The organism is Achromobacter semiaridum (assembly GCF_053543755.1).
On sequence record NZ_JBLVOL010000024.1, the window covers coordinates 1 to 21,875 of the forward strand.

Annotated in this window: 24 protein-coding genes; 18 read left to right on the forward strand and 6 right to left on the reverse strand. The window is 67.0% G+C overall.

Annotation, left to right across the window (positions count from 1 at the left end; genetic code table 11):
• From ACNPP0_RS08015 to ACNPP0_RS08025, 3 genes are all read left to right on the forward strand, one after another.
• A partial coding sequence (locus ACNPP0_RS08015; RefSeq protein WP_448705567.1) for an FUSC family protein occupies nt 1-1,185 on the forward strand: 1,185 nt, incomplete at its 5' end.
• 3 nt (nt 1,186-1,188) lie between these two features.
• Nucleotides 1,189-1,959: an NRDE family protein gene (locus ACNPP0_RS08020; protein WP_332607941.1), complete on the forward strand. Its 771-nt coding sequence runs from the start codon at nt 1,189-1,191 to the stop codon at nt 1,957-1,959.
• A 124-nt stretch (nt 1,960-2,083) separates the two neighbouring features.
• Nucleotides 2,084-2,518, forward strand: a complete 435-nt coding sequence (locus ACNPP0_RS08025; RefSeq protein ID WP_448705568.1) for a carboxypeptidase-like regulatory domain-containing protein — start codon at nt 2,084-2,086, stop codon at nt 2,516-2,518.
• A 45-nt stretch (nt 2,519-2,563) separates the two neighbouring features.
• Here the strand turns inward: ACNPP0_RS08025 and ACNPP0_RS08030 are convergent, their stop codons facing one another.
• Nucleotides 2,564-2,938: an MAPEG family protein gene (locus ACNPP0_RS08030; protein ID WP_332607937.1), complete on the reverse strand. Its 375-nt coding sequence runs from the start codon at nt 2,936-2,938 to the stop codon at nt 2,564-2,566.
• A gap of 207 nt (nt 2,939-3,145) precedes the next feature.
• Here ACNPP0_RS08030 and ACNPP0_RS08035 point away from each other — a divergent pair, with 207 nt between their 5' ends.
• A complete protein-coding gene (locus ACNPP0_RS08035) occupies nt 3,146-4,102 on the forward strand; it encodes a CPBP family intramembrane glutamic endopeptidase (protein WP_448705569.1) in 957 nt (318 codons plus the stop codon).
• Between the two features lie 23 nt (nt 4,103-4,125).
• Here ACNPP0_RS08035 and ACNPP0_RS08040 read toward each other — a convergent pair whose 3' ends face one another.
• The 3 genes from ACNPP0_RS08040 to arfB form a co-directional block, all read right to left on the reverse strand.
• Nucleotides 4,126-5,178 carry an alkene reductase gene (locus tag ACNPP0_RS08040; protein WP_448705570.1) on the reverse strand — a complete coding sequence of 351 codons (1,053 nt, stop codon included), beginning with the start codon at nt 5,176-5,178 and terminating at the stop codon, nt 4,126-4,128.
• An 8-nt stretch (nt 5,179-5,186) separates the two neighbouring features.
• Nucleotides 5,187-5,540, reverse strand: a complete 354-nt coding sequence (locus ACNPP0_RS08045; RefSeq protein WP_332607932.1) for an ArsR/SmtB family transcription factor — start codon at nt 5,538-5,540, stop codon at nt 5,187-5,189.
• Between the two features lie 95 nt (nt 5,541-5,635).
• Nucleotides 5,636-6,052, reverse strand: a complete 417-nt coding sequence (arfB, locus tag ACNPP0_RS08050) for an alternative ribosome rescue aminoacyl-tRNA hydrolase ArfB (RefSeq protein WP_046807866.1) — start codon at nt 6,050-6,052, stop codon at nt 5,636-5,638.
• Nucleotides 6,053-6,144: 92 nt separating this feature from the next.
• Here arfB and queE point away from each other — a divergent pair, with 92 nt between their 5' ends.
• From queE to ACNPP0_RS08105, 11 genes are all read left to right on the forward strand, one after another.
• Nucleotides 6,145-6,777, forward strand: a complete 633-nt coding sequence (queE, locus tag ACNPP0_RS08055) for a 7-carboxy-7-deazaguanine synthase (protein WP_104143859.1) — start codon at nt 6,145-6,147, stop codon at nt 6,775-6,777.
• Between the two features lie 28 nt (nt 6,778-6,805).
• Complete coding sequence (gene queD / locus ACNPP0_RS08060) at nt 6,806-7,249, forward strand: 6-carboxytetrahydropterin synthase QueD (protein WP_448705571.1); 444 nt, start codon at nt 6,806-6,808, stop codon at nt 7,247-7,249.
• Between the two features lie 178 nt (nt 7,250-7,427).
• On the forward strand, nt 7,428-7,901 hold the full coding sequence (locus tag ACNPP0_RS08065) for a MarR family winged helix-turn-helix transcriptional regulator (RefSeq protein WP_332607925.1): 474 nt from the start codon (nt 7,428-7,430) through the stop codon (nt 7,899-7,901).
• Nucleotides 7,898-9,973 (forward strand): FUSC family protein, encoded by a 2,076-nt coding sequence (locus tag ACNPP0_RS08070; RefSeq protein ID WP_448705572.1) that lies wholly within the window; start codon nt 7,898-7,900, stop codon nt 9,971-9,973. Before ACNPP0_RS08065 ends, ACNPP0_RS08070 begins: the two co-directional genes overlap by 4 nt.
• Nucleotides 9,970-10,182: a DUF1656 domain-containing protein gene (locus tag ACNPP0_RS08075; RefSeq protein ID WP_046807861.1), complete on the forward strand. Its 213-nt coding sequence runs from the start codon at nt 9,970-9,972 to the stop codon at nt 10,180-10,182. Before ACNPP0_RS08070 ends, ACNPP0_RS08075 begins: the two co-directional genes overlap by 4 nt.
• Before the next feature lie 2 nt (nt 10,183-10,184).
• Nucleotides 10,185-11,102 (forward strand): efflux RND transporter periplasmic adaptor subunit, encoded by a 918-nt coding sequence (locus ACNPP0_RS08080; RefSeq protein WP_332607920.1) that lies wholly within the window; start codon nt 10,185-10,187, stop codon nt 11,100-11,102.
• A 62-nt stretch (nt 11,103-11,164) separates the two neighbouring features.
• Nucleotides 11,165-12,586, forward strand: coding sequence for an efflux transporter outer membrane subunit (locus tag ACNPP0_RS08085; protein WP_448705573.1), 1,422 nt, complete (start codon nt 11,165-11,167; stop codon nt 12,584-12,586).
• Between the two features lie 311 nt (nt 12,587-12,897).
• Nucleotides 12,898-13,731: a hypothetical protein gene (locus ACNPP0_RS08090; RefSeq protein ID WP_448705574.1), complete on the forward strand. Its 834-nt coding sequence runs from the start codon at nt 12,898-12,900 to the stop codon at nt 13,729-13,731.
• A 20-nt stretch (nt 13,732-13,751) separates the two neighbouring features.
• On the forward strand, nt 13,752-15,479 hold the full coding sequence (locus tag ACNPP0_RS08095) for a thiamine pyrophosphate-binding protein (RefSeq protein WP_448705575.1): 1,728 nt from the start codon (nt 13,752-13,754) through the stop codon (nt 15,477-15,479).
• Between the two features lie 86 nt (nt 15,480-15,565).
• Nucleotides 15,566-16,543 (forward strand): Bug family tripartite tricarboxylate transporter substrate binding protein, encoded by a 978-nt coding sequence (locus tag ACNPP0_RS08100; RefSeq protein WP_448705576.1) that lies wholly within the window; start codon nt 15,566-15,568, stop codon nt 16,541-16,543.
• Nucleotide 16,544: 1 nt separating this feature from the next.
• A complete protein-coding gene (locus tag ACNPP0_RS08105) occupies nt 16,545-17,339 on the forward strand; it encodes an SDR family NAD(P)-dependent oxidoreductase (RefSeq protein WP_448705577.1) in 795 nt (264 codons plus the stop codon).
• Nucleotides 17,340-17,471: 132 nt separating this feature from the next.
• Here the strand turns inward: ACNPP0_RS08105 and ACNPP0_RS08110 are convergent, their stop codons facing one another.
• On the reverse strand, nt 17,472-18,281 hold the full coding sequence (locus ACNPP0_RS08110) for an IclR family transcriptional regulator (protein ID WP_448705578.1): 810 nt from the start codon (nt 18,279-18,281) through the stop codon (nt 17,472-17,474).
• A 7-nt stretch (nt 18,282-18,288) separates the two neighbouring features.
• Nucleotides 18,289-18,993 (reverse strand): esterase, encoded by a 705-nt coding sequence (gene ypfH, locus ACNPP0_RS08115; RefSeq protein WP_332607907.1) that lies wholly within the window; start codon nt 18,991-18,993, stop codon nt 18,289-18,291.
• Nucleotides 18,994-19,238: 245 nt separating this feature from the next.
• Between ypfH and ACNPP0_RS08120 the strand changes: the two genes are divergently transcribed.
• The 3 genes from ACNPP0_RS08120 to ACNPP0_RS08130 form a co-directional block, all read left to right on the forward strand.
• Nucleotides 19,239-20,765: an amino acid permease gene (locus ACNPP0_RS08120; RefSeq protein WP_448705579.1), complete on the forward strand. Its 1,527-nt coding sequence runs from the start codon at nt 19,239-19,241 to the stop codon at nt 20,763-20,765.
• A 70-nt stretch (nt 20,766-20,835) separates the two neighbouring features.
• Entirely contained in the window at nt 20,836-21,540 is a 705-nt protein-coding gene (gene imuA / locus ACNPP0_RS08125) for a translesion DNA synthesis-associated protein ImuA (protein WP_448705580.1), read from the forward strand.
• On the forward strand, nt 21,509-21,875 hold a 367-nt coding region (locus tag ACNPP0_RS08130; protein WP_448705581.1), incomplete at its 3' end, for a Y-family DNA polymerase. The genes imuA and ACNPP0_RS08130, both read left to right, overlap by 32 nt.

The window sequence follows — 21,875 nt, forward strand, 5'->3', positions numbered from 1 at the left end:
GCGCGCGTGATGAACCGCCTGGCCGACCGTGTCGAAAACGACCGCGAGCCGCCCTCCCCCGATGACGATATCGCCGCCTTGCGCCAAGCCGGCATGGCGCAGCTGGCGGAGGCCTTGGCGCAGGCGTTGCCCCTGATGCAAGGCGTCAAGCCGGCCGACGCGGACCCGCTGGATGGCCTGACGCCCGCCCGCCCGCGCACGCCCTGGCGCGTGCTGGCCCGCACTTATCGCCCCGGCCCGACCACCGTGCGTTACCTGATCCGGCTGGGCCTGTGCCTGATCGCGGCGGAAGCCGTGGCGCTGGCCGCATCGCTGCCCCGTTCGTACTGGGTGCCGCTGATCGTCGTGGTGATCTTCAAGCCGAACTTTGGCTCGGTGTTTGCCCGGGCGCTGCAAAGCTGCGGCGGCAGCGTGGTGGGCGTGGCGATCAGCGCCACCGTGCTGGCCGTGGACCAGAATGGCGTCGCCAGCCTGTTGACGGTGGCGGTGCTGGCGGCGCTGCTGCCGTGGTCCATCCGGCGCAACTACGGCCTGTTTTCCGCCATTCTTGTACCGATCCTGATGCTGTTGATCGGCGCCTTGCAACCGGGTTCGTGGGCCATCGCGCTGGCCCGGCTGATCGACGTGGGCGTGGCCGCCGGCATTGTGTTGCTGGTGGGCTATCTGCCGTGGATACGCATCGAACGCAACAACCTGGACCACGCGGTTTCCGCCGCGATGGACACGCTGGCCGCCTACGTCAACACCGTATTCCAGGCAGACGCCGCCAATCGCCACACACTGCGCGCGCGGGCCTACGCCAGCTTGTCGGACCTGCGCATCGCCTTGCAACGCGGCTTGTCGGAACCGCGCCTGGTCAGCCGTCGGGCGCTGGCCTGGTGGCCGGTGGAGGTTGCGCTGGAACGCGTGGCCAACGCGGTCTCCGACACGGCGTGGTCGCTGCCACCCGGCCGGCCCGCACCCGGCGCCGCGCAAGTCGGTCTGCTTGCCCAGGCCTTGCACGCGTTAAGTGTGGCGGTGGCCAGCGGCACGCCGCCGCCGGATGCCGCCATCACGGCGCCATCACCCGCGCTGGCCGACGTGGCCGCCGAGATCGAGAACCTGCGCACCGCGCTGACCGGTCCGGAATTTGCCGCGACGACGCCGGGCGTGCGCCCCCCCAACCCAACTTCCCACCAGGTTTGAACCATGTGTCTTGCCGTATTGGCCCTGCACGCCTTGCCGGGCATTCCCGTCCTGATCGCCGCCAATCGCGACGAATTCCACGCGCGGCCCACGTATCCGGTCGCGCAATGGGCCGATGCGCCCACCGTCTACGCGGGCCGCGACGGCTTGGCGGGCGGCACCTGGATGGGCGTGACCACGCGTGGACGCTTTGCACTGGTGACCAACTATCGCGAACCGGGCAAGCATCTGAACCCTGCCCCGTCACGCGGGGCGCTGGTCGAGGACTATCTGCGCGGTGACGATCCGCCCGATGTTTACCTGGCCCGGACGCATGAGTCGGATCAGGCGTACAACGGTTTCAACCTGATCGTGGGCGACTCGCGCCAGGCCTGGTACCTGAGCAACCGCGACGGCCCGCCGCGCCCGCTTGACCCCGGCATCTACGCGTTGTCGAACCATTTGCTGGATACGCCCTGGCCCAAGCTGGCCCGTACCAAGACGGCGTTTACCGATGTGCTGGGCCGCTCGCCGCAACCCGATCTGCCCGCCTTGTTCGACGCGCTGGCCGACCGCCAGACCGCCACCGATTCCGACATGCCCGCCACCGGCCTGCCGCCCGATCGCGAAAAGCTGCTGAGCAGCCCGTTCATCGTCAGCCCCGATTACGGCACCCGCAGTTCCAGCGTGCTGGTCCTGTGTGATGGGGGCTCGGGGCAACTGGACGAACGGCGCTTTTCACCCGACGGCACGATCAGCGGCGAAAGCCGCCTGGCGTTCGACTGGAAACCTTAAGCGCGCGGGGATATGCTGGCCGGGCCGGCCGGCGGAAACAATCGGTTGATCTTGCAGACCGACCGCTGCGAACTCCTTGCCGGTGCCCAGGTCGAAACGTACTCGTCCACTTCAGGAGAATCAGATGAACAAACGCATTGAACGCTGCACCATGTCGGCCATGATGGCGCTGGGCAGCATGGCGATTGCCGGCGTGTTGTCGACGGCTCAGGCCGCGCTGCCGGCGGTCCAGCAGCAGGGCTCGGTGCAGTACATCAGCGGCGGCATCGGCATCGACGAATCCGAAGCCATGAAAGCCGCCGCCAAGGATTACCCGCTGTCGCTGACCTTCGCCGCGCAGCGCGACGGTAAAGCCGACTACGTGGCCAGCGTGGCCGTGGTCATCCGCGATGCGCAAGGCAAGGAAGTCCTGAAGACCACGGCCGAAGGCCCGTACATGCTGATCAAGCTACCCGCGGGCGCCTACAAGGTTTCGGCAACGTATGAAGGCCGCGCGCAAGAACGCGAAGTGAACGTGCAAGGCGCGGGCAGCGGGCGCGCGGTATTTGAATGGAAGTGATGGTCTGGAAGTGAAGGCCACCGTCACGACCAGCCCCCCCCCCGCTCAGACGCCGGAAAACAGGATCGCGATGACAAAGCCCACGCCGATCGTCCACACCACCGAACGCAGCGCGCCCCAGCCCGCCAGGTACATCGCCAGATAACCCAGACGCACGCCCAGCCAGCACGCCATCAACGTGGCGACGTGGGCGGGCGGCGCCTGCGTGTACAGCGCGAACAGCACGGCCGCGTAGAAGAACGGCAGCGATTCAAACGTGTTGATCTGGGCGGCATTGGCGCGCGCGCGCCATCCTTCCTGACGCCCCAGCCAAGCCCGGGGGTCGTTGTTGTCAAACTTCTGCCCGCCCGCCTTCGCCACAATTGTTGAGACGAACGGCAAAATGGCCGCCGCCAACATCAACCACGCAATCATCTTCATATCGACTCCTGTTGCGGCCACGTGAACCGGCCGGATACGGGGCGGGCACGTCGCCGCCGCTGCGGCATGGTCGCCCGAATGCGGCTAAATGAAAAGGCCGGCGATGGCCGGTGCAGCGTTGCGCGGGTTCTTAGTGCCATGTCGCGCTTGCCCCCCCCGGCGCGGGCCTTACACTTTGCGCTTCGCATTCCCCGCCCTAACGCATCCATGCCTTTGTACAGTCCGTGGCCCGCCTTGTTTTTTGCCGCCTTGATGCTTTGGCCGCCCGCCACGCGGCGCTGGGCGCTGGTGCCGTTGGCGATGGCCTGGGCGTGGGCATGGAGGGATGGGGTGATCGATCCGGTGGCGCTGGCCGCGCCCGCACTGTTGGCTTTGACCGCCGTCTGCATCAGGCCGACTTTCCAGGCCAATTCCCCCGCCACGCCCCCGCCCGCCCTGCGCCTTTTCGGCCATCTACTGTTCGTGCTGCTGGCCGCCGCGCTTTTTTTGCATCTGATACCGGGCTTTCACAACCCGCAAGTCATCGCGCCCGCCCCGCTAAGCGCGGATGCCGTGGCGTTTGGCATGTACTTGAATCTGGATAAACCGCTCGTCGCGTTCTGGGTGATCTTGGTGCTGGCGCCGCCCATGGTGGGCGGCTGCGTGGGCGCGGACGCGGGCCGCGCTCTCGGCAGCGACGCGCGAAGCCATGCGGGCGGCAATGCGGGGGGCATTGCCGTCCACATCGCCGGCCGGACTTTGGTGGCAGCGCTGCTGGCGTGCGCGGCTGCCGTGCTGGTCTGCCTGGGCCTTGCACTCGCGCTGGGCGTGGTGGGCTGGGCGCCCAAGTGGCCCGACACCGGTTGGATCTGGCTGCTCAATAACGCGCTGCTGGTGACGGTGACCGAGGAAGCGCTGTTTCGCGGCTATGTGCAGCAGCAACTGGCCGCGTGTTTGAGGAATCGGCGTTGGGGCGGCTGGGCGGCATTGGGCGTTGCCGCGCTGCTGTTCGGGCTGGCGCACTTTGCCGGCGGATGGCAATGGATGTTGCTGGCCACGATGGCCGGCTTGGCGTACGGCGCCGCCTATCGCTACGGTGGCCTGGCCGCGGCAGTGCTGGCGCACCTGGGCCTGAACGCCGCGCACTTCGGGCTGTTTACCTACCCGATGCGCGCGGTGTTCTAGCCGGCCCGCGACACCCCAGGGGCTTACGGCAGCGCCGGGTAGTCCGTATAGCCGGTGGCGCCCTGCGCGTAGAACGTGGACGGTACGGGGGTGTTCAGCGGCGCATTCAATTCAAAGCGTCGCGCCAGGTCGGGGTTGGCGATGTACGGCACGCCAAAGGCCACGGCGTCGGCCCGCCCCGCTTCGAGGGCGGCTTCGGCCGATTCACGGGTGTAGCCCTCGTTGGCGATGTACACGCCCCCGAACGCCGCCTTCAGGCGCGGGCCCAGGCTGTCTTCGCCTTCATGCTCGCGCACGCACACGAACGCAATGCCGCGCTTGCCCAGCTCGGTGGCCACGTACAGGAAGGTCGCGGCGGGGTCTGAATCACCCATGGTGTGCGCATCGCCGCGCGGCGACAGGTGCACTCCCACGCGGTCGGCACCCCAAACAGCCACGCAGGCATCCACCACTTCCAGCAGCAGGCGGGCGCGGTTTTCCAGCGATCCGCCGTATTGATCGGTGCGGTGGTTGGTGCTGTCCTGCAAGAACTGGTCCAGCAGATAGCCGTTGGCGGCGTGCACTTCAACGCCGTCGAAGCCGGCTTCCATGGCCATTTGCGCGCCGTGGCGGTAGGCGTCGACCACGCCCGCCAGCTCAGCCGTTTCCAGCGCACGCGGGGTCACATAGGCGCGCTTGGGGCGCACGTGGCTCACATGCCCCTCGGCGGCGATGGCGCTGGGCGCAACGGGCAACTCGCCATTCAAGAAAATCGGGTCGGAAATGCGCCCCACGTGCCACAGCTGGGCCACCATCAGGCTGCCCTTGTCGTGGACGGCGGCGGTCACTTTGCGCCAGCCTTTCACTTGTTCGGTGGACCACAGCCCGGGGGTGTCGGCATAGCCCACGCCTTGCGGCGTCACGGCGGTGGCTTCCGACAAGATCAGGCCCGCGCCCGCGCGCTGGGTGTAGTACTCGACCATCAGGTCGTTGGGAACACGGCCTTCGCTGGCGCGCTGGCGCGTCAAGGGGGCCATGACAATACGGTTGCGCAACGTCAGCGCGCCGACGCGCAGGGGTTCAAACAGCTTGCTCATGCAGATTCCTACATATCCTGGTTCAACTGCCGCAGGAATGCGGCAATCACAACTTCATTGCGACGGAAAAAGACCCACTGCCCCACCTTGGTCGACGTAATCAGCCCCGCGCGCTGCAACACAGCCAGGTGCGAGGACACGGTTGACTGCGACAAGCCGCAGCGGTCGTCGATGTGGCCCGCGCACACCCCGTGTTCGAAGGTGTGGCCCGGACGTTCCTCGAAATACGCATGCGGCGTCTTCAGCCATGCCAGGATGTCGCGCCGCACCGGATTGGCCAACGCCTTGATGATGGCGTCGGCGTCAATGGCGGGTGCGGCATGGGACGGATCGTCGGACGAAGTGGAAGCGGGTTGGGTCATATTGGTATATCGCAATTTATCGAATCATAAATCGAATAAGTTCGATATATGGTCATGCCCCTGCGGGGAACAAGGTTTTGCGGATTCGTTTGTGCTCAGTCGCCCTGCACGCGCCCGCGCAGGCGCTTGACCTCGCCATGCAGCACTTTGCGCTGCACGCGACGGCGTTGGGACGAGCGGGTGGGCTTGGTCGCGCGACGCGGTTTGTCGACCTGGATCGCGTTGCGCACCAGGGTCACCAGCCGTTCGATGGCTTCGGCCCGGTTTTTTTCCTGGCTGCGAAAAGACTGCGACTTGATGACGATGACGCCGTCTTTCGAGATGCGGTGATCGCTGACGGCGCACAGCGCGTCCTGCACCTCTTGCGGCAAGTGCGAGGCCCGCACGTCAAAGCGCAGGTGGACGGCGCTGGACACCTTGTTGACGTTCTGGCCGCCCGCGCCTTGGGCGCGGATCATGCTGAACGTCAGGTCGCGTTCGTCGATATACAGGGAATCTTGGACATGAAACATAGGGCGGGAGTCTATACCAAGTAAAATATTCCGCTTTTGCCCGATTTTGATGCTGACCCTGGGTGGCTAGCAACCCCTAGCCAGCAACCTCTATGACCTACACCGCCAAAGAAATTTTCAAGACCCTGCAAGGCGAAGGCGCCCACGCAGGCCGCGCGGCGGTATTTTGCCGGTTTGCGGGGTGCAACCTGTGGACCGGCCGCGAAAGCGACCGCGCCAGCGCCGCCTGCACGTTCTGCGACACCGACTTCATCGGCACCGACGGCGAAGGCGGCGGCAAGTTCGCCACGCCGGACCTGCTGGCCGATACCATCGCCGCCACCTGGGGCCCCGGCACCGAAGACCGCTACGTGGTCTTCACCGGCGGCGAACCGCTGCTGCAACTGGACGCGGCGCTACTGACCGCGATCCACGCACGCGGCTTTACCGTGGCCATCGAAACCAACGGCACCGTCAAGCCGCCCGCCGGCATCGACTGGATTTGTGTCAGCCCCAAGGGCACCGCGCCCATCGTCATTGACCGGGGCCATGAATTGAAGCTGGTCTACCCGCAGCTGAACGCCCTGCCCGAGACCTTCGCGCATCTGGATTTCGAGCACTTTTTCCTGCAACCCATGGACGGCCCGGCGCGCGTGGCCAACACCGAAAAGGCCGTTCAGTACTGTATGCAGCATCCGCAATGGCGGCTGAGTTTGCAGACCCACAAATACATAGGCATTCCATGATTTACCCCCACGCGCGGCGGACCGCGCGATGATTTCCGTGACCCGCAGGCTGGAATTCGACGCCGGCCACCGCATCCCCGACCACCGCAGCCAATGCCGCAATCTGCATGGCCACCGCTATGTGCTTGAAATCACCCTGACGGGTGACGTGGTGCAGGCCCCGGGCGAATCCGACAACGGCATGTTGATGGATTTTTCCGAGATCAAGCACATCGCCAAGACCCACATCGTGGACGTCTGGGATCACGCGTTCCTAGTGTTCGAGGGCGATGCCGCCGTGCGCGGTTTCCTGGACACCCTGCCCGAGCACAAGACCGCGGTGCTGGACCGCATCCCCACCGCCGAGAACCTGGCCAAGATCGTCTTCGACACGCTGGCGCCGTACTACCACGGCCACTATGGCGCCGACCTGCGCCTGACCCGCGTGCGCCTGTACGAAACGCCCAACTGCTGGGCTGACTGCGCGGAATAATCCGCCGCGCCGTCGCGACCACGGCGCCACGTAGGGCCGCTTGCTGGGGCCGCCTTTGCGGCCCCATTTTTCCGTCCATGGAAAAGTCCGCATTGATCTGACCGATTGGAAAAATCAATGGAGATATTCGCCATATTCAATTATTAGTAAGCTAATAGATAGGATACAATCGATTTCCATGAACACTCCTTCCGACTCCCAACTCATGGCCACCACCGCCAACCTGATGGTGCTGTCCCGCGCCTATCGTGGCGCCGCCGACAAGGCGCTGGCCGACTACGGTTTGTCGCAGGCCACCGCCTGGCCCGTCATCCTGGCCGGCCGCCTGGGCGACGGCGTGCGCCAGGGCGCGCTGGCCGAGGCGCTGGGCGTCGAAGGCCCGTCCCTAGTTCGCGTGCTGGATCAATTGGTGGCCGCCGGCCTGATGGAACGCCGCGAAGACACCCATGACCGCCGCGCCAAAACCCTGCATTTGACCGAAGCCGGCCATGCGCTGCGGGCTCAGGTCGAAAACGTGCTGGTGGAACTGCGCCGGCGCGTATTCAACGGCGTCAGCGAATCCGATTTGCAAGCCTGTCTGCGCGTGTTTGACGCGCTGAGTGTGTCGCTGGGACGCGGCACAGGGGCCCATCAACAGGACAACGCATCGTGAAATTGCCGAACGTTCGCGAAACCATTTTTTCGCTCAAGAGCTATCTAAGCGCCATCATGGCGCTTTATCTGGCCTACAGCATTGGTTTGCCGCGTCCGTTCTGGGCGATGACCACCGCCTATGTCGTGGCGCAGCCCTGGTCGGGCGCGGTGCGCTCCAAGGCGCTGTACCGCCTGGTCGGCACGTTTGCGGGGGCGGCCGCCACCGTCTATATGGTGCCGCGCCTGTCCAATTCCCCCGTCGTCATGACGGCCGCCATGGTGATGTGGGTAGGCGCCTGCCTGTACATGTCGGTGCTGGACCGCACGCCCCGGTCGTACCTGTTCATGCTGGCCGGTTACACCGCCGCCATGATCGGGTTTCCCAGCGTGACGGACCCGTCGCTGGTGTTCGACACGGCGCTGGCCCGGGTGGAAGAAATCAGCCTGGGCATCGTGTGCGCCACGCTGGTCCACAGCATTGTGCTGCCGCGTGGCCTGGCGCCCGCGCTGACGCTGCAACTGGACAAGGCCGTGCGCGACGCCCGCAACTGGATGCACGACACGCTAAGCGGCAAGACCGCCGAACAGCGCGACCGCGATCGCCGCGTGCTGGCTAACGACATCACCCAGCTGCGCCTGCTGTCCACCCACGTGCCGTTCGACACCAGCAACCTGCGCTGGACGTCCGGCGCGGTGCGCGCCATGCAGGACCAGATTTCAGCGTTGACCCCTGCCGTTTCGGCCGTGGAAGACCGCCTGCGCGCGCTTCAGGCCAATGACCAGCCGTTGCCCGACACGGTGTCCGCGCTGCTGAACGATATTTCAGAATGGATCAATGCCGGCGCCCAGGCCTCGCACGACACCGCCGTGCAACTGCGCGCGGCCGTCTCCCATGCCACGCCCGCCATCGACAGCCATTCCACCTGGCGCGACGCGTTGCTGGCCAGCCTGATGACCCGGCTGCGCGAACTGATCGATACCTATGACGAATGCCTGGCGCTGCGCCGCGAAATCCACGCCGGCTTGAAAGGCGCGCCACGGCGCGGGTCGATGCGGGGCGGGATGCACCACGCCCGCCCTGCCCGCGACCCCAACGCCGCGCTGCACCGCGACCACGGCATGGCGCTGCTGTCGGCGCTGGCCGCGGGCGTGGCCATTTCCGTGTGCTGCGCCTTCTGGATCGGCACGGCCTGGAGCAACGGCGCCACGGCCGCATTGATGGCCGCCATCTTCAGCTGCTTCTTTGCGTCGCAGGACAACCCGGTGCCGGGCATCATGCAGTTCCTGACCTACACGGTGTATTCGATTCCGCTGTCGGCGCTGTACCTGCTGGGCATCATGCCCGCCATACATTCGTTTGAAATGCTGGCGCTGGCGATGCTGCCCACCGCCTTCGTGCTGGGCATTTTCATCGCGCGTCCCGCCAGCACCGGCAAGGCCATGGCGATGCTGTTCGGCTTCTTGGGCACCATGGCGCTGCAAGACACCAACACCGCCGACATCGTGTCGTTTATCGATACGCAGGTGGCGCAGTGCATGGGCGTGGCCACGGCGGCCATCATTGCCGCCATCTTCCGCACGGTCAGCGCCGACTGGAGCGCCCGCCGCATCCAGGCCGCCAACTGGAAAGAACTGGCCACGCTGGCCAGCTCGCCGCGCGCGCCGTCGCGCCACACCTACACCGCCCGCATGCTGGATCGCATCGGCCTGCTGCAACCGCGCCTGGCGCTGGCCCAGCGGCCCGACGACCTGGTTGCGGCCGATGCGTTGAAGGATTTGCGCGTGGGCCGTGACATCACCGAACTGCAACGCGCGCGTCGCCATCTGCCGATGGCCGAAGCCACGATCCAGCCGGTGCTGAACAGCCTGGCGCAGTTTTTCCGCGCGCGCTCGGCGTGGCGCGTTGGCGAAAAAACGCCTGAATTCCTGGCGCAGATCGACCGCGCGCTGTCCAGCGTGGCGGGCTCGCCGCAAGGGGTGGCCGCGCGCGACCGCGCGGTGGTGGCGCTGGTGGGCATCCGCCGCGCCTTCTTCCCTGACGCCCCCGACTACCAACCCGCCCATCCCACCATGGAGGGCCACGCATCATGATCGGCGAATTCAATCTGTACGGCATTTACTTCCCCTGGCTGCTGGTGCTGGGCGTGGTCACGCTGGGCGTGGCCTGGGCCTTGCGCCGCGTGCTGGCGCGCATCGGCCTGTATCGCCTGGTATGGCACCCCGCGCTTTTTGATCTGGCGCTGTTCGTGGTGCTGCTGTATGGCGTGTCGCTCATTTCCCCTTATTTTCTTCAGAGATAGGTATGAAACTTCCCAACGCCCTTCGCCCTGCCGCCATCGGCAAGTTCGCGGTGACGGCCATCGTCGTCGCTGCCGCGGCCTACGCCGGCTGGCAGTTGTGGGTGCACTATGAAGTCGAGCCCTGGACGCGCGACGGCCGCGTCAAGGCCTACGTGGTGCAAGTGGCGCCCGACGTTTCCGGCCTGGTCACCAGCGTGCCCGTGCACGACAACCAGGACGTGAAGGCGGGCGACCTGCTGTTTGAAATCGACCGTGCCCGCTTCCAGCTGGCGTTCGACCAGGCGCAAGCCTCGGTGCGTTCGCAACAGGTGGCGCATGACCAGGCGCTGCGCGACGCCAAGCGCAACCGTTCGCTGGGCCAGTTGGTGGCCGCCGAAGCCGTCGAACAAAGCCAGACCAAGGTGCAGCAGACCGAAGCCGCGCTGGCGCAAGCGCAGGTGCAACTGAACACCGCGCGCCTGAACCTGGAACGCAGCCGCGTGGTGGCCGCCAGCGATGGCCGCATCACCAACCTGGATCTGCGCGCGGGGTCGTACGCCACGGCCGGCCGCGGCGTGATGGCGCTGGTGGATGCGGGCTCGTTCTACGTCGAAGGCTACTTCGAAGAAACCAAGCTGCCCGGCATCCAGGAAGGCGCGCCCGTCACGGTGACGCTGATGGGCGATTCGCGCCATATCCGTGGCCATGTGGAAAGCATCGCCATGGGCATTGCCGACCGCGACCGCAGCACCGGCGCCAACCTGCTGCCCAACGTGAACCCCACCTTCAACTGGGTGCGCCTGGCGCAGCGCATTCCGGTGCGCGTGAAGATCGACGACGTGCCCGAAGGCGTGCGGCTGGTCGCCGGCCAGACCGCCACCGTGTCGGTGGACCCCACGCCCGCGCCCAGGCAGGCCGCTGACCGCAACGCCGCCCGCTGACCCTGCAACGCGCGCCCCACAACCCTTCTTTCATCTCATATCAACGCCAAGCCGTAGCTGCCATGAACACCAAATTTCTTCTGCCGTTGACGCTGGCCATTGCGCTGGCCGGATGCACCACCGTGGGCCCTGACTACCAGGTGCCCGCCGCGTCGGTCGCCCAGCGACAGAGCGCGGCCGCCCCCTTCGTCGAGGCCGGCTCCAAGGTGTTCGCGCAGGAAGCGGTGAGCGGCCACTGGTGGCGTCTGTATAACGACCCCGTGCTGGACGGGCTGGTGGAAAAGGCACTGTCCGCCAACACCGACCTGCGCGTGGCCGGCGCCAACCTGGAACGCGCACAGGCTGCCGTGCAGGAATCGCAGGCGCAGCAGCAACCCGGCATCGGCGTGAATGCGTCGCCCTCGTTCGGCCATGTGTCCGGCTTGCAGGAACTGCAACCCGGCATCGACCCGCCCAACCACTGGGCCTATTCCGCGGGCGCCAGCGTGTCGTATCAACTGGATCTGTTCGGCCAGATCCGGCGCGCCATCGAAGCCGCTACCGGCGACGCCCAAGCCGCCCAGGCCGCTTACGATGCCACCCGCGTGACCGTGGCCGCCGAAACCACGCGCGCCTACGCCAACATGTGCGCGGCGGGCATGCAGCTGGCCTCGGCCCAACACTCCGTGCAGGTGCAAAAAGAATCGCTGGACGCCGTCAGCCGCTTGCAGCGCGCCGGCCGGGGCACCACGCTGGACGTCACGCGCGCGCGCAGCCAGCTTGAACAATTGCAGGCCAACCTGCCGCCCTTTCAGGCACAGCAGCGCACGGCGCTGTACCGCCTGGCCGCGCTGACGGGGCAAACCCCGAACGACATTCCCGCGTCCTTGCTGCAATGCGCCGCCGCGCCGCGCCTGAGCAGCACCATTCCCGTTGGCGACGGCGCCGAACTGCTGCGCCGCCGCCCCGATATCCGCCAGGCCGAACGCACGCTGGCAGCGGCTACCGCGCGCATCGGCGTGGCCACCGCCGACCTGTATCCCAAGGTCACGCTGGGCCTGTCCGCCGCATCGGGCGGCCCCGCCGCCATGTTTGGCGACCGGGGCACGTTCAGCTGGAGCGTGGGTCCGCTGATCTCGTGGACCATCCCGAACACGGGCGCGGTGCAGGCCCGCATCGCCGAAGCCGAAGCCAGCACGAAGGCGGCGGTGGCGCGCTTTGACGCCACGGTGTTGAACGCGCTGCGCGAAACGGAAAGCGCACTGGTCGTCTACGCCCGCCAGCTGGACCGCGACGCCGCCTTGCGCGCCGCCCGCGACCAAAGCGCCGAAGCCGCCTCGCAAGCACGCCGCCTGTTCCAATATGGCAAGACGGACTACCTGACCGTGCTGGACGCCGAACGTACGTTGGCCACCAACGAAAGCGCCCTGGCCGCCTCGCAAGCCGAACTTAGCGGCGACCAGATCGCCGTCTTCCTGGCATTGGGCGGGGGCTGGGAAAAGTAGCCAGACGCTTTACTCGCACCTGCGCCCTGCCTTGTAGGCTGCGGCTTCCCAAAGCGCCCGACCCGGGCGCTTTTTTTCGTCCTGTCGCGGCTGGCCTGAAGCATGCCGAGTCAGCGCCGGGCGGGGAGCCCTATCCCGATTTGCCATGCCGATCAAATCCATTTCCATAATATGGATGGATCATTGCCGTACGGCTTTTCGCGCCCGTAGAATTCGGTGCATACCTACACGAAGACATGAGACAAGCTGGGGTACACGCCCCTACGCCTTCGCCCGCCGGGCCGCAACACGACCAAACCAGAATCCATATTATGGAATCCCCGCGCACCCCCATTGACGCCAGTGTGCTCGACAGCATCACCAAGCTCGGCAGCGCGGACGCGGGCCGCGTGGTGATCGCCGGTTCCCACGGCGGGCGCTATGCCGCCTATTGCGCCGCGCGCGGCCGGGTGCGGGCGGTGATCCTGAACGACGCCGGCCTGGGGCTGCGGCAAGCGGGCATTGCCGGCCTGTCGGACCTGCAACGCTGGGGCGTACCCGCCGCCACCGCCGACTATCAAAGCTGCCGCATCGGCGATGGCGCCGACATGCTGCGCCACGGCGTCATCAGCCACGTCAATTTACGGGCGCAAGCCTTGGGCTGCGTGCCTGGCATGCGCGTGGCCGAGGCCGCCGCGCGGCTGGCCCTGTCGTCAGCCTCCTACCCACCGCCCACGTTGCAAGACGAGTCACGCAGCGTGTTGCGGACGGCGGCCGACGGCACGCCGCAAGTCATCGGCGCGGATTCCGTATCGCTGCTGGATCAACGCGACGACGGCCTCATCGCCGTCACGGCATCGCACGGCGAACGCCTGGCCGGTCTGGCCACAGACGGTGTCAAGGCCGCGCCCCGGCTGGTCACCTTCAACGACGCCGGCATGGGCCGCGACGGCGCGGGCACCGGCCGGCTGCCGCTGTTGCAGCAGCGCGGTATCGCGGGGCTGACCGTGTCCGCCCATAGCGCCTGCATCGGCGACGCGCGGTCCTGCTACGACGAAGGCGTGATCTCGTCAGCCAACGCGCGCGCCCGCGATCTGGGCGGCCGCGTCGGCACCCCACTGAAAACCTTTATCGATGCCCTGCTCAACGGGCGCGCCAACACTTAAGACTCAGGAGCACACCTCGCATGTCGGAAAAACTGGAAATCACGGGTGGCGAAGCCATCGCGCGCATGTTCGCCGCGCACGATGTCGGCTTGATGTTCGGCATGGGCGGCTTTCAGCTGCTGCCGTTCTACGACGCCGTGCGTCGCCTGAATCTGAACCATCACCTGATCAACGACGAGCGCTGCGCCGTGTTCGCGGCCGACGCCTACACCAAGGTCAGCGGCCGGCCCGGCGTGTGCGACGCCACGCTGGGGCCGGGCGCCACGAATCTGGTCACCGGCCTGGCTGAAGCCTTCAACGCCGGCACGCCGCTGGTGGCGCTGGTGGGCGATTCGCACCGTCTGCATTCCTGGAAGAACATGACGCAGGAAGCGCGGCAGCTGGAAGTGCTGCGGCCGGTGGTGAAAGACGTGCTGCGCATCGAGATGATCGAGCGCATTCCGGAACTGGTGCGGCGCGCCTTTGCCGTCGCCACCAGCGGGCGCCCCGGCCCCGTGGTGCTGGACGTGCCTGAAGACATCGCGCATGCGGTCCACGCCTTTGATGCCGACGCGTTCTACGCCAGCGCCAACACCCGCCGGGCCCCGGCACTGCGCTGCCGGCCCGATGCGGACCACCTGGCGCAAGCCGCCAGCATGCTGGCCGGCGCCGCGCGGCCCTTGATGCTGTGCGGCGGCGGCGTGCATATCAGCGACGCCGCGTCGGCGGTGCAGGCCTTTGCGCAGCGCTTCAACATCCCGGTGGCCCACACCATGAGCGGCAAGGGCGCCATCGCGTGCAGCGACCCGCTTAACGCCGGCCTGTTCGGCCGCTACAGCCGCATCGCCAACGACTTCATCGCCAAGGCCGATTGCCTGTTCGTGGTGGGCTGCAAGCTGGGCGAAGTGGCCACGCGCCGCTACGAGCTTTTGAGCGCGGGCGCCCCCGTCATACACCTGGACATCGTGGCCGAAGAATTCGACCGCACGACCACGCCCGCCCTGCGCCTGTGGGGCGACGCCCGCGCCACGCTGCAAGAGCTGGCCGAACGCATGGCCGACCAACCGCTGCAAACCGACCGCCAAGCCTACGCGGATGAAGTCGGGCAAGCCATGCACACGTGGCGTGAATCCGTGCAGGGCAAGCTGACGTCGCCGGACAGCCCCATCGGCATGGCGCGGCTGATGCACGAGATCAACGCGACGCTGCCCGAAGACGGCATCCTGGTCGCGGACGGCGGTTTTGCCGCGCATTGGGGCGGCCTGCTTTTCGACACCAAGCGTGCCGGGCGCGGCTTCGTGCCGGACCGGGGCTTTGCGTCCATCGGCTACGGCATCCCGGGCGCGATCGGAGCCGCCGCCGCCGCGCCGGGCCGTCAGGTCATCAGCCTGACGGGCGATGGCGGCTGCAATATGTCGCTGGGCGAATTGGAAACGGCGGTGCGCATGGGCCTGGCCTTCACGCTGGTGGTGGTGAACAACGCGGCATCGGGGTATATCAAGGCGCTTCAGCATCTGATGTACGGCAGCGGCAGCTACCAGTCGTCGGATCTGGTGGAAACCAACTACGCCAATGTGGCGCGCGCGCTGGGCTGCAACGGCATCCGCGTGGAAGACCCCGCCGACATCCAGGCGGCGTTGGCCCGCGCGTACGCCTGCAAGGACCGCCCCACCATCCTGGACGTCGTGGTGACACGCGACCCGGCGCACATGCTGCCGGGGGTGGACAGCCGCGCCGCGAAGATCAAGCCGGGCGACCGCATCGCGTGACGTTCGGCCAGGGCACAGGCCGGCACAAGGCCTGGCGTCCCCGAAAAGGCTGGACGCACAACAATAGCAAGCAAGGAGACAACATCATGAAGAGAAGAACCTGGATCACCCTGGCGGCCGCGGCCCTTGCCGTATCGCTGTCCGGCGCGGCCGCCGCGCAAGCGAATTACCCCGACCGCCCCGTGCGCCTGATCGTGCCGTTCCCGCCGGGCGGCACGTCCGACGTGGTGGGCCGCATCTTTGCCGAAGCGCTGGGCAAGCAACTGGGTCAGCCGGTGGTGGTGGAAAACCGGGGTGGCGCGGGCGGCACGGTGGGCACACGAGCGGTGGCTTCCGCCGCGCCCGACGGCTACACGTTGCTGCTGGGCACGTCCAGCACCAACGGCACGAACTCGGCCGTGTACCAGAACCTGCCCTACGACGCCGTCAAGGATTTCACGCCGGTCACGCAGATCATCCGTGTGCCGGGCGTGATCGTCGTCAACAAGAACTTTCCGGCCAAGGACTACGCGCAGTTCTTCGCGCTGGTCAAGGGCGCCCCGGGCAAGTATTCGTATGCGTCGTCGGGCAACGGCGGGGCCACGCACATGGCCATGGAGTACTACAAGTCCCTGTCGGGCCTGGACATGATGCACGTGCCGTATCGCGGCACGGGGCCCGCGTTGAATGACGTCATCGCCGGGCAGGTGCCGATACTGTGGGACACCGCCGCCTCGTCCATGGCGCACATCCAGTCGGGCAACCTGCGGGCCATCGTGGTGGCGGCCAAGGCCCGCCTGCCGCAACTGCCCGACGTACCCACCTTTGCCGAAGTGGGCCTGCCGGACTACGACGCCGAAATGTGGAACGGCCTGCTGGCGCCCGCCGGCCTGCCCAAGGACGTGCTGGCCAAGCTGAACGACGCGTCGCGCAAAGCGCTGGCCGACCCCGACGTGCAGGCCAAGTACGCGGGCGTGGGCGCCTATGTGGTGGCGGACAAGCCGGATGCGTTCGGCGCGATGATCCAGGCGGACGTGTCCAAGTGGAAGAAGGTGGCCGACTTCGCCCACATCTCGGTGCAATGACATGGGACAGCGCGTCAAGGACAAGGTAGCGCTGGTGTTCGGCGCGGGGGCGTCGGGGCCGGGATGGGGCAACGGCAAGGCGGCCGCCGCGCTGTATGCGCGCGAAGGGGCGCGCGTGTACGCGGTGGACGTGCGCGCGGAGGCGGCCCAGGAAACCGAACGCGTCATCCAGGGCGAAGGCGGGCAGTGCCGCGCGCTGGTGGCCGACGTGACGCAGTCGCAGCAGATCCAGGCCGTGGTGGCGCGAATACTGGACGAGGCCGGCCGCATCGACATCCTGCACAACAATGTGGGCATCACGGAAATGGGGGATCCCATCGAGGCGTCAGAGGAAAGCTGGCATCGGGTGCTGGACACCAACCTGACCGGCGTGTTCCTGACCTGCAAGCACGTGCTGCCGGCCATGCTGGCGCAAGGCGGCGGCTGCATCGTCAACATCTCGTCGCTGGCCTCGATTCAGGTCAACACCTATCCGTACACGTCCTACTACGCGGCCAAGGCGGGCTTGAACCACCTGACGCGGTCGCTGGCGGTGCGCTACGCGCCGGACAATATCCGCGTCAACGCGGTGCTGCCCGGCGTGATCGATACGCCGCTGATCTACCAACAGATTGCCGGCCAGTTCCAGGACGTCGAGGAAATGCGCCGCCGCCGCAACGCCGCCAGCCCGATGGGCCGGATGGGCGACGCCTGGGACGTGGCGCATGCCGCCCTGTTCCTGGCCAGCGACGAGGCCAAGTACATCACCGGCGTGTGCTTGCCGGTCGATGGCGGCAAGGCCTGCGCGGGGCGCTAGCCGGGGGTGTGGCTGCGGCTGTGGTTGTGACCGTGGTTGTGACCGTGGTTGTGGCTGCGGTTGTGGCTGCGGTTGTGGCTGCGGCTGCGGCTGCGGCTGCGGCTGCCGTTTCGGCCGCGGCCGCGGTTGCCTTCAGGCGCGCGGGAGCAGATCCGCCGACAGTTCGGACGCGGCGCGCTGCAACGCGGCCACCACATCATGCAGCCGAGCCCCCGACAGCCGCGAACGGATCGCCGCCACGCTCAGCGCGGCCACCACGTTCTGTTCGCGGTCGAACACCGGCACGCCCACGCCCAGCATGTCGGGGATGATGCGCCCCGGGTTCAACGCATAGCCCTGCTTGCGCGCGGCGGCAATGTCGTCGCGCAGCATGTCGGTGGACGGCAGGTCGGGCGCGGTGGTGGCGTCGTAACGAGCCAGCACGCGATCGATATCGTCGTTGGGCAAAAACGCCAGCAGCGCCAGGCTGCCCGCCCCCACGCCCAAGGGCCGCCGATGGCCCACTTCCAGCGTCAGGATCTTGATGGGAAAGTCGCCCGTCTTGCGGTCCACGCACACTGCTTCGTGGCCGGAACGCACGGACAGAAAGCTGGTATCGCCCGTGGATTGCGCCAACCGCAACACAGCCGATTCTGCGATGGCCTTGATGCCATGGCGGCTTTCGGCAGCCAGACCCAGAATGTATGACTCGCGGCCCAGGCTATAGGTTTTGAGCTTGGGGTTCAGCGACAGAAAGCCCTCTTGCAGCAACGCTGACAGCATGCGATGCGCGGTGGGCGGCGTCAGGCCGATGTCGCGCACGACATCGCTCAAGCCGACGCCACGCGCGGGCGCGGCGCCCACGTATTTCAACAGGCGCAGCACGCGGAAAATGCTTTGGGCGCCGCCCACGGAGTCGGCGGCGCGCGGCGGGGCGGGCACGGAAGATCGCGCGGTGCTCATCGCGCGATCAATGCAGGGTGGTGCCGTCGGGCGGCGTCTGGTTCAGGCCCAGCGCCGCTTCCCAGGCGCGCAGCGGCACGCAGGTCTGCAAGCGGACGATGGCGCGTTCGATCAACGCGGGATGCAGTTCGTGGCCAACATGGCTGGCGATGTCGATGGTGGAATCGCCATGCAGCGCCTCCAGCCGCGCCTGGGCCGCCTGGATGTGGGACACATTCATGACGGGGTCGTCGGCCCCGTGCAGCAGATGCAAGGTAGTGAATTGCGGCGCGGTCTTGGGCAACTGGGCATAGCGGCCCGAAAACGCGATGATGCGGCCGGCCATGCCGTCGTGGGCCTGCACCAGTTCCAGCGCCATGATTGCGCCCTGCGAAAAGCCCGCGATCGCCGTGTCCGACTGCAATAGCTTGAAGCGGGCCTGCGCCTGGCGCACATAGGCTTCCAGGGGCGGCATGGCGGCCGCCACGCGTTCGGCGCGATTGTCTTCGGTCACGCCGCGCACCGAAAACCACTGGCGCCCCGCGTTGCCGCCGTCAAAGGGTTGGAAACCTTCGGGCACCAGCACCGCCGCCGTCGGAAAGGCCGCGCGCACGGCACGGGCCAAGGGCCGCAGGTTATCGGGGGACCCGCCCACGCCATGCAGCAGGATGAACAACTGGCGCACGTCGATGCCCGCCTCGGGTAGGAATTCAAGAGATTCGGTAGATGCCATGAAACTGCTCCGTGCTGGCCCGGGCCGCTGGACTGCGCCGCGATGGCCGCATTGTAAAATGCGCGGCTTTACCGTTGGCGGCGTGCTCGGCGTCGGCGGCCGCTTGGCGACCATTTGGCGACCACTTGGCGACCACTTGGCGACCACTTGGCGGTCGTCTGGCGGTCGTCTGGCCGCCGCAAGCGTGACCGGACCCCGCCCACCCCTTGCCTGAATGCCGCCTCGGCGGCCACTTGACCCCCGCAATGCAGACACACACCCCCGATTCTGGCGCGACTTCCGATAGCCGGAATCAGCTTCACCGCGTGCTCAAGGCGCGCCACCTGACGATGATAGCGCTGGGCGGAGCCATCGGCACCGGCCTGTTCGTCGCCTCGGGCGCGGCCATCGCGCAAGCGGGCCCGGGCGGCGCCCTGCTCGTCTACCTGGTGATCGGCCTGATGGTCTACTTCATCATGACCAGCCTGGGCGAGCTGGCCACCTTCATGCCGGTGTCCGGGTCGTTCTGCACCTATGCGTCGCGCTATGTAGACCCCGGCTTCGGCTTCGCGCTGGGATGGAATTTCTGGATCAGCTGGGCCACGGTCGTCGCCGTGGACGTGGTGGCCGCCCAATTGGTCATGGCGTACTGGCTGCCGGACACGCCGGGCTGGATATGGAGCGTGGCCTTTTTGGCACTGACCTTCGGGTTGAACGCGTTTTCGGCGCGCAGCTTCGGCGAGGCCGAATACTGGTTCGCCATCATCAAGGTGGTGGCGGTGCTGTGCTTCATCGCCGTCGGGCTGGGCATGCTGGTGGGCATCATCCACAGCGGCGATCAGGGCGGCCTGGTGAACTGGACCATCGGCGATGCGCCCTTCGTGGGCAACGCGGCCACCTGGGTCGGCGTGGCCATGGTGGTGGCCTATTCCTTCCAGGGCACCGAACTGGTGGGCGTGGCCGCCGGCGAATCCGAAAACCCGCGCCGCAACGTGCCGCGCGCCATCAACAACGTGTTCTGGCGCATCCTGCTTTTCTATGTGCTGGCCATTCTGATCATCGGCCTGCTGCTGCCCTATACCGATCCGCAACTGCTGCGGAACGAAGTGGAGGACATCGCCGTCAGCCCCTTCACGCTGGTGTTCCAGCACGCCGGCTTGCTGTCGGCCGCCACCGTGATGAACGCGGTGATCCTGACGTCGGTGCTGTCGGCCGGCAATTCGGGCATGTACGCCGCCACCCGCATGCTGTTCAACATGGCAGCCGAGGGCCAGGCCCCCGCGCTGTTCAAGCGGCTGACGGCAAGCGGCGTGCCGCTGTACGCGCTGCTGGCCACCACGGCGCTGGCCTGCCTGTGCCTGTTCAGCGTGGTCTACAGCCCCAAGGCGGTCTATATCTGGCTGCTGAATTTTGCGGGCATGACGGAATTCATCGTCTGGCTGAGCATCGCGGTCAGCCATTACCGGTTCCGCCAGGGCTACGTGCGGCACGGTTACGACACGGCCGACCTGCCTTACAAGGCCGGCCTGTTCCCATTTGGCCCGGTGCTGGCCTTTGTGCTGTGCCTGGTGGTGACGCTGGGCCAGAACTATCAGGCGTTCCTGCAGGATCGCATCGACTGGATCGGAGTGGTGTCCACATATCTGGCCATTCCGCTGTTCCTGGCGCTGTGGATCGGGCATCGCGTGGTGAAGAAATCGCGCTGGGTGCGCTACGGCGACATGCGCTTTTACGGGCTGGATATGGACCCTGGGGCAGGCGTGGCCGGGCCGGGCGGCACCCAAAAAGGGTGACAAAGGGGCGGCAAAGGGATCACCGAGGAGCAACAAAAAGGAAGCTACAATACTGTATATTCATACAGTAATGATGACTCCTGAACGCATCCATCCCGCGTTGTGGCGCGCCACCCAGTTGGCCAAAGGCGCCGCGCGCAACCTGCCTACCGGGCACGCTTCGCTTTCCGCCGAGCTGCCGGACGGCGGCTGGCCGCTGGGGTCTCTTATCGAACTGTTAACCCCCCATCCGGGCGTGGGCGAAATCCGCCTGCTGCGCCCGGCGCTGGCCCAGCTGGAAACGCGCCGCCCCATTGCGCTGGTCCAGCCGCCGCACGTGCCCCACATCGCCAGCTGGATGAGCTGGCGGCTGGATCCCCGGCAATTGCTGTGGGTGGCGCCGCAAAAACCCGTCGATGCCCTGTGGGCGACGGAACAAATCCTGAAAAACGGCAGTTGCGGCGCCCTGATCTGCTGGTTGCCGCACGTGCGTCCCGAATCCCTGCGCCGCCTGCATCTGGCGGCCCAGGCCAGTGACCTGCTGTTCATTGCCATCCGCCCGGCCAGCGCCGCGCAAAACGCCACCCCCGCCCCGTTGCGGCTGGCGCTTGCGCCGGCCCCGGGCGGTTTATCCGTTCATATTCTGAAGCGCCGGGGGCCTGTCTGCGACACCCCGCTGTACGTGGGCCTGGAGCCCGGCGCGCTTACGCCGTCTTCTCCCCGCCATGCGCCTCTGGATCGCCGCCTTCCTGCGCTGCCTGCCGTTGGACGTACTACGCCCGCACTGGCCGCATGAGGGGCAAGCGTTCGCCGTCCTGGACCAGGAACGCGTTGCCGCCCTCACCCCCACCGCCCGTCAGGCCGGCGTCAAGCCGGGCATGCGCCGCGCCGGCGCGGCCGTTATCGCCCCGCAGGTCGAGCTCTTGCCCCGCCAGCCCCAAGCCGAAGCCGACGCGCTGCACGGCGCGGCGCTGGCGCTGCTGCAATACACCCCTGAAATTGCCTTGGGCGATGCCGACACCGTGCTGTTGAACGTGGGCGCCAGCCTGATGTTCTTTGGCGGCCCGCGCGCGCTTGCCCGGCGCATACGCGCCACCCTGCAAGCGCTGGACCTGCGCGTGTCGCTGGGCA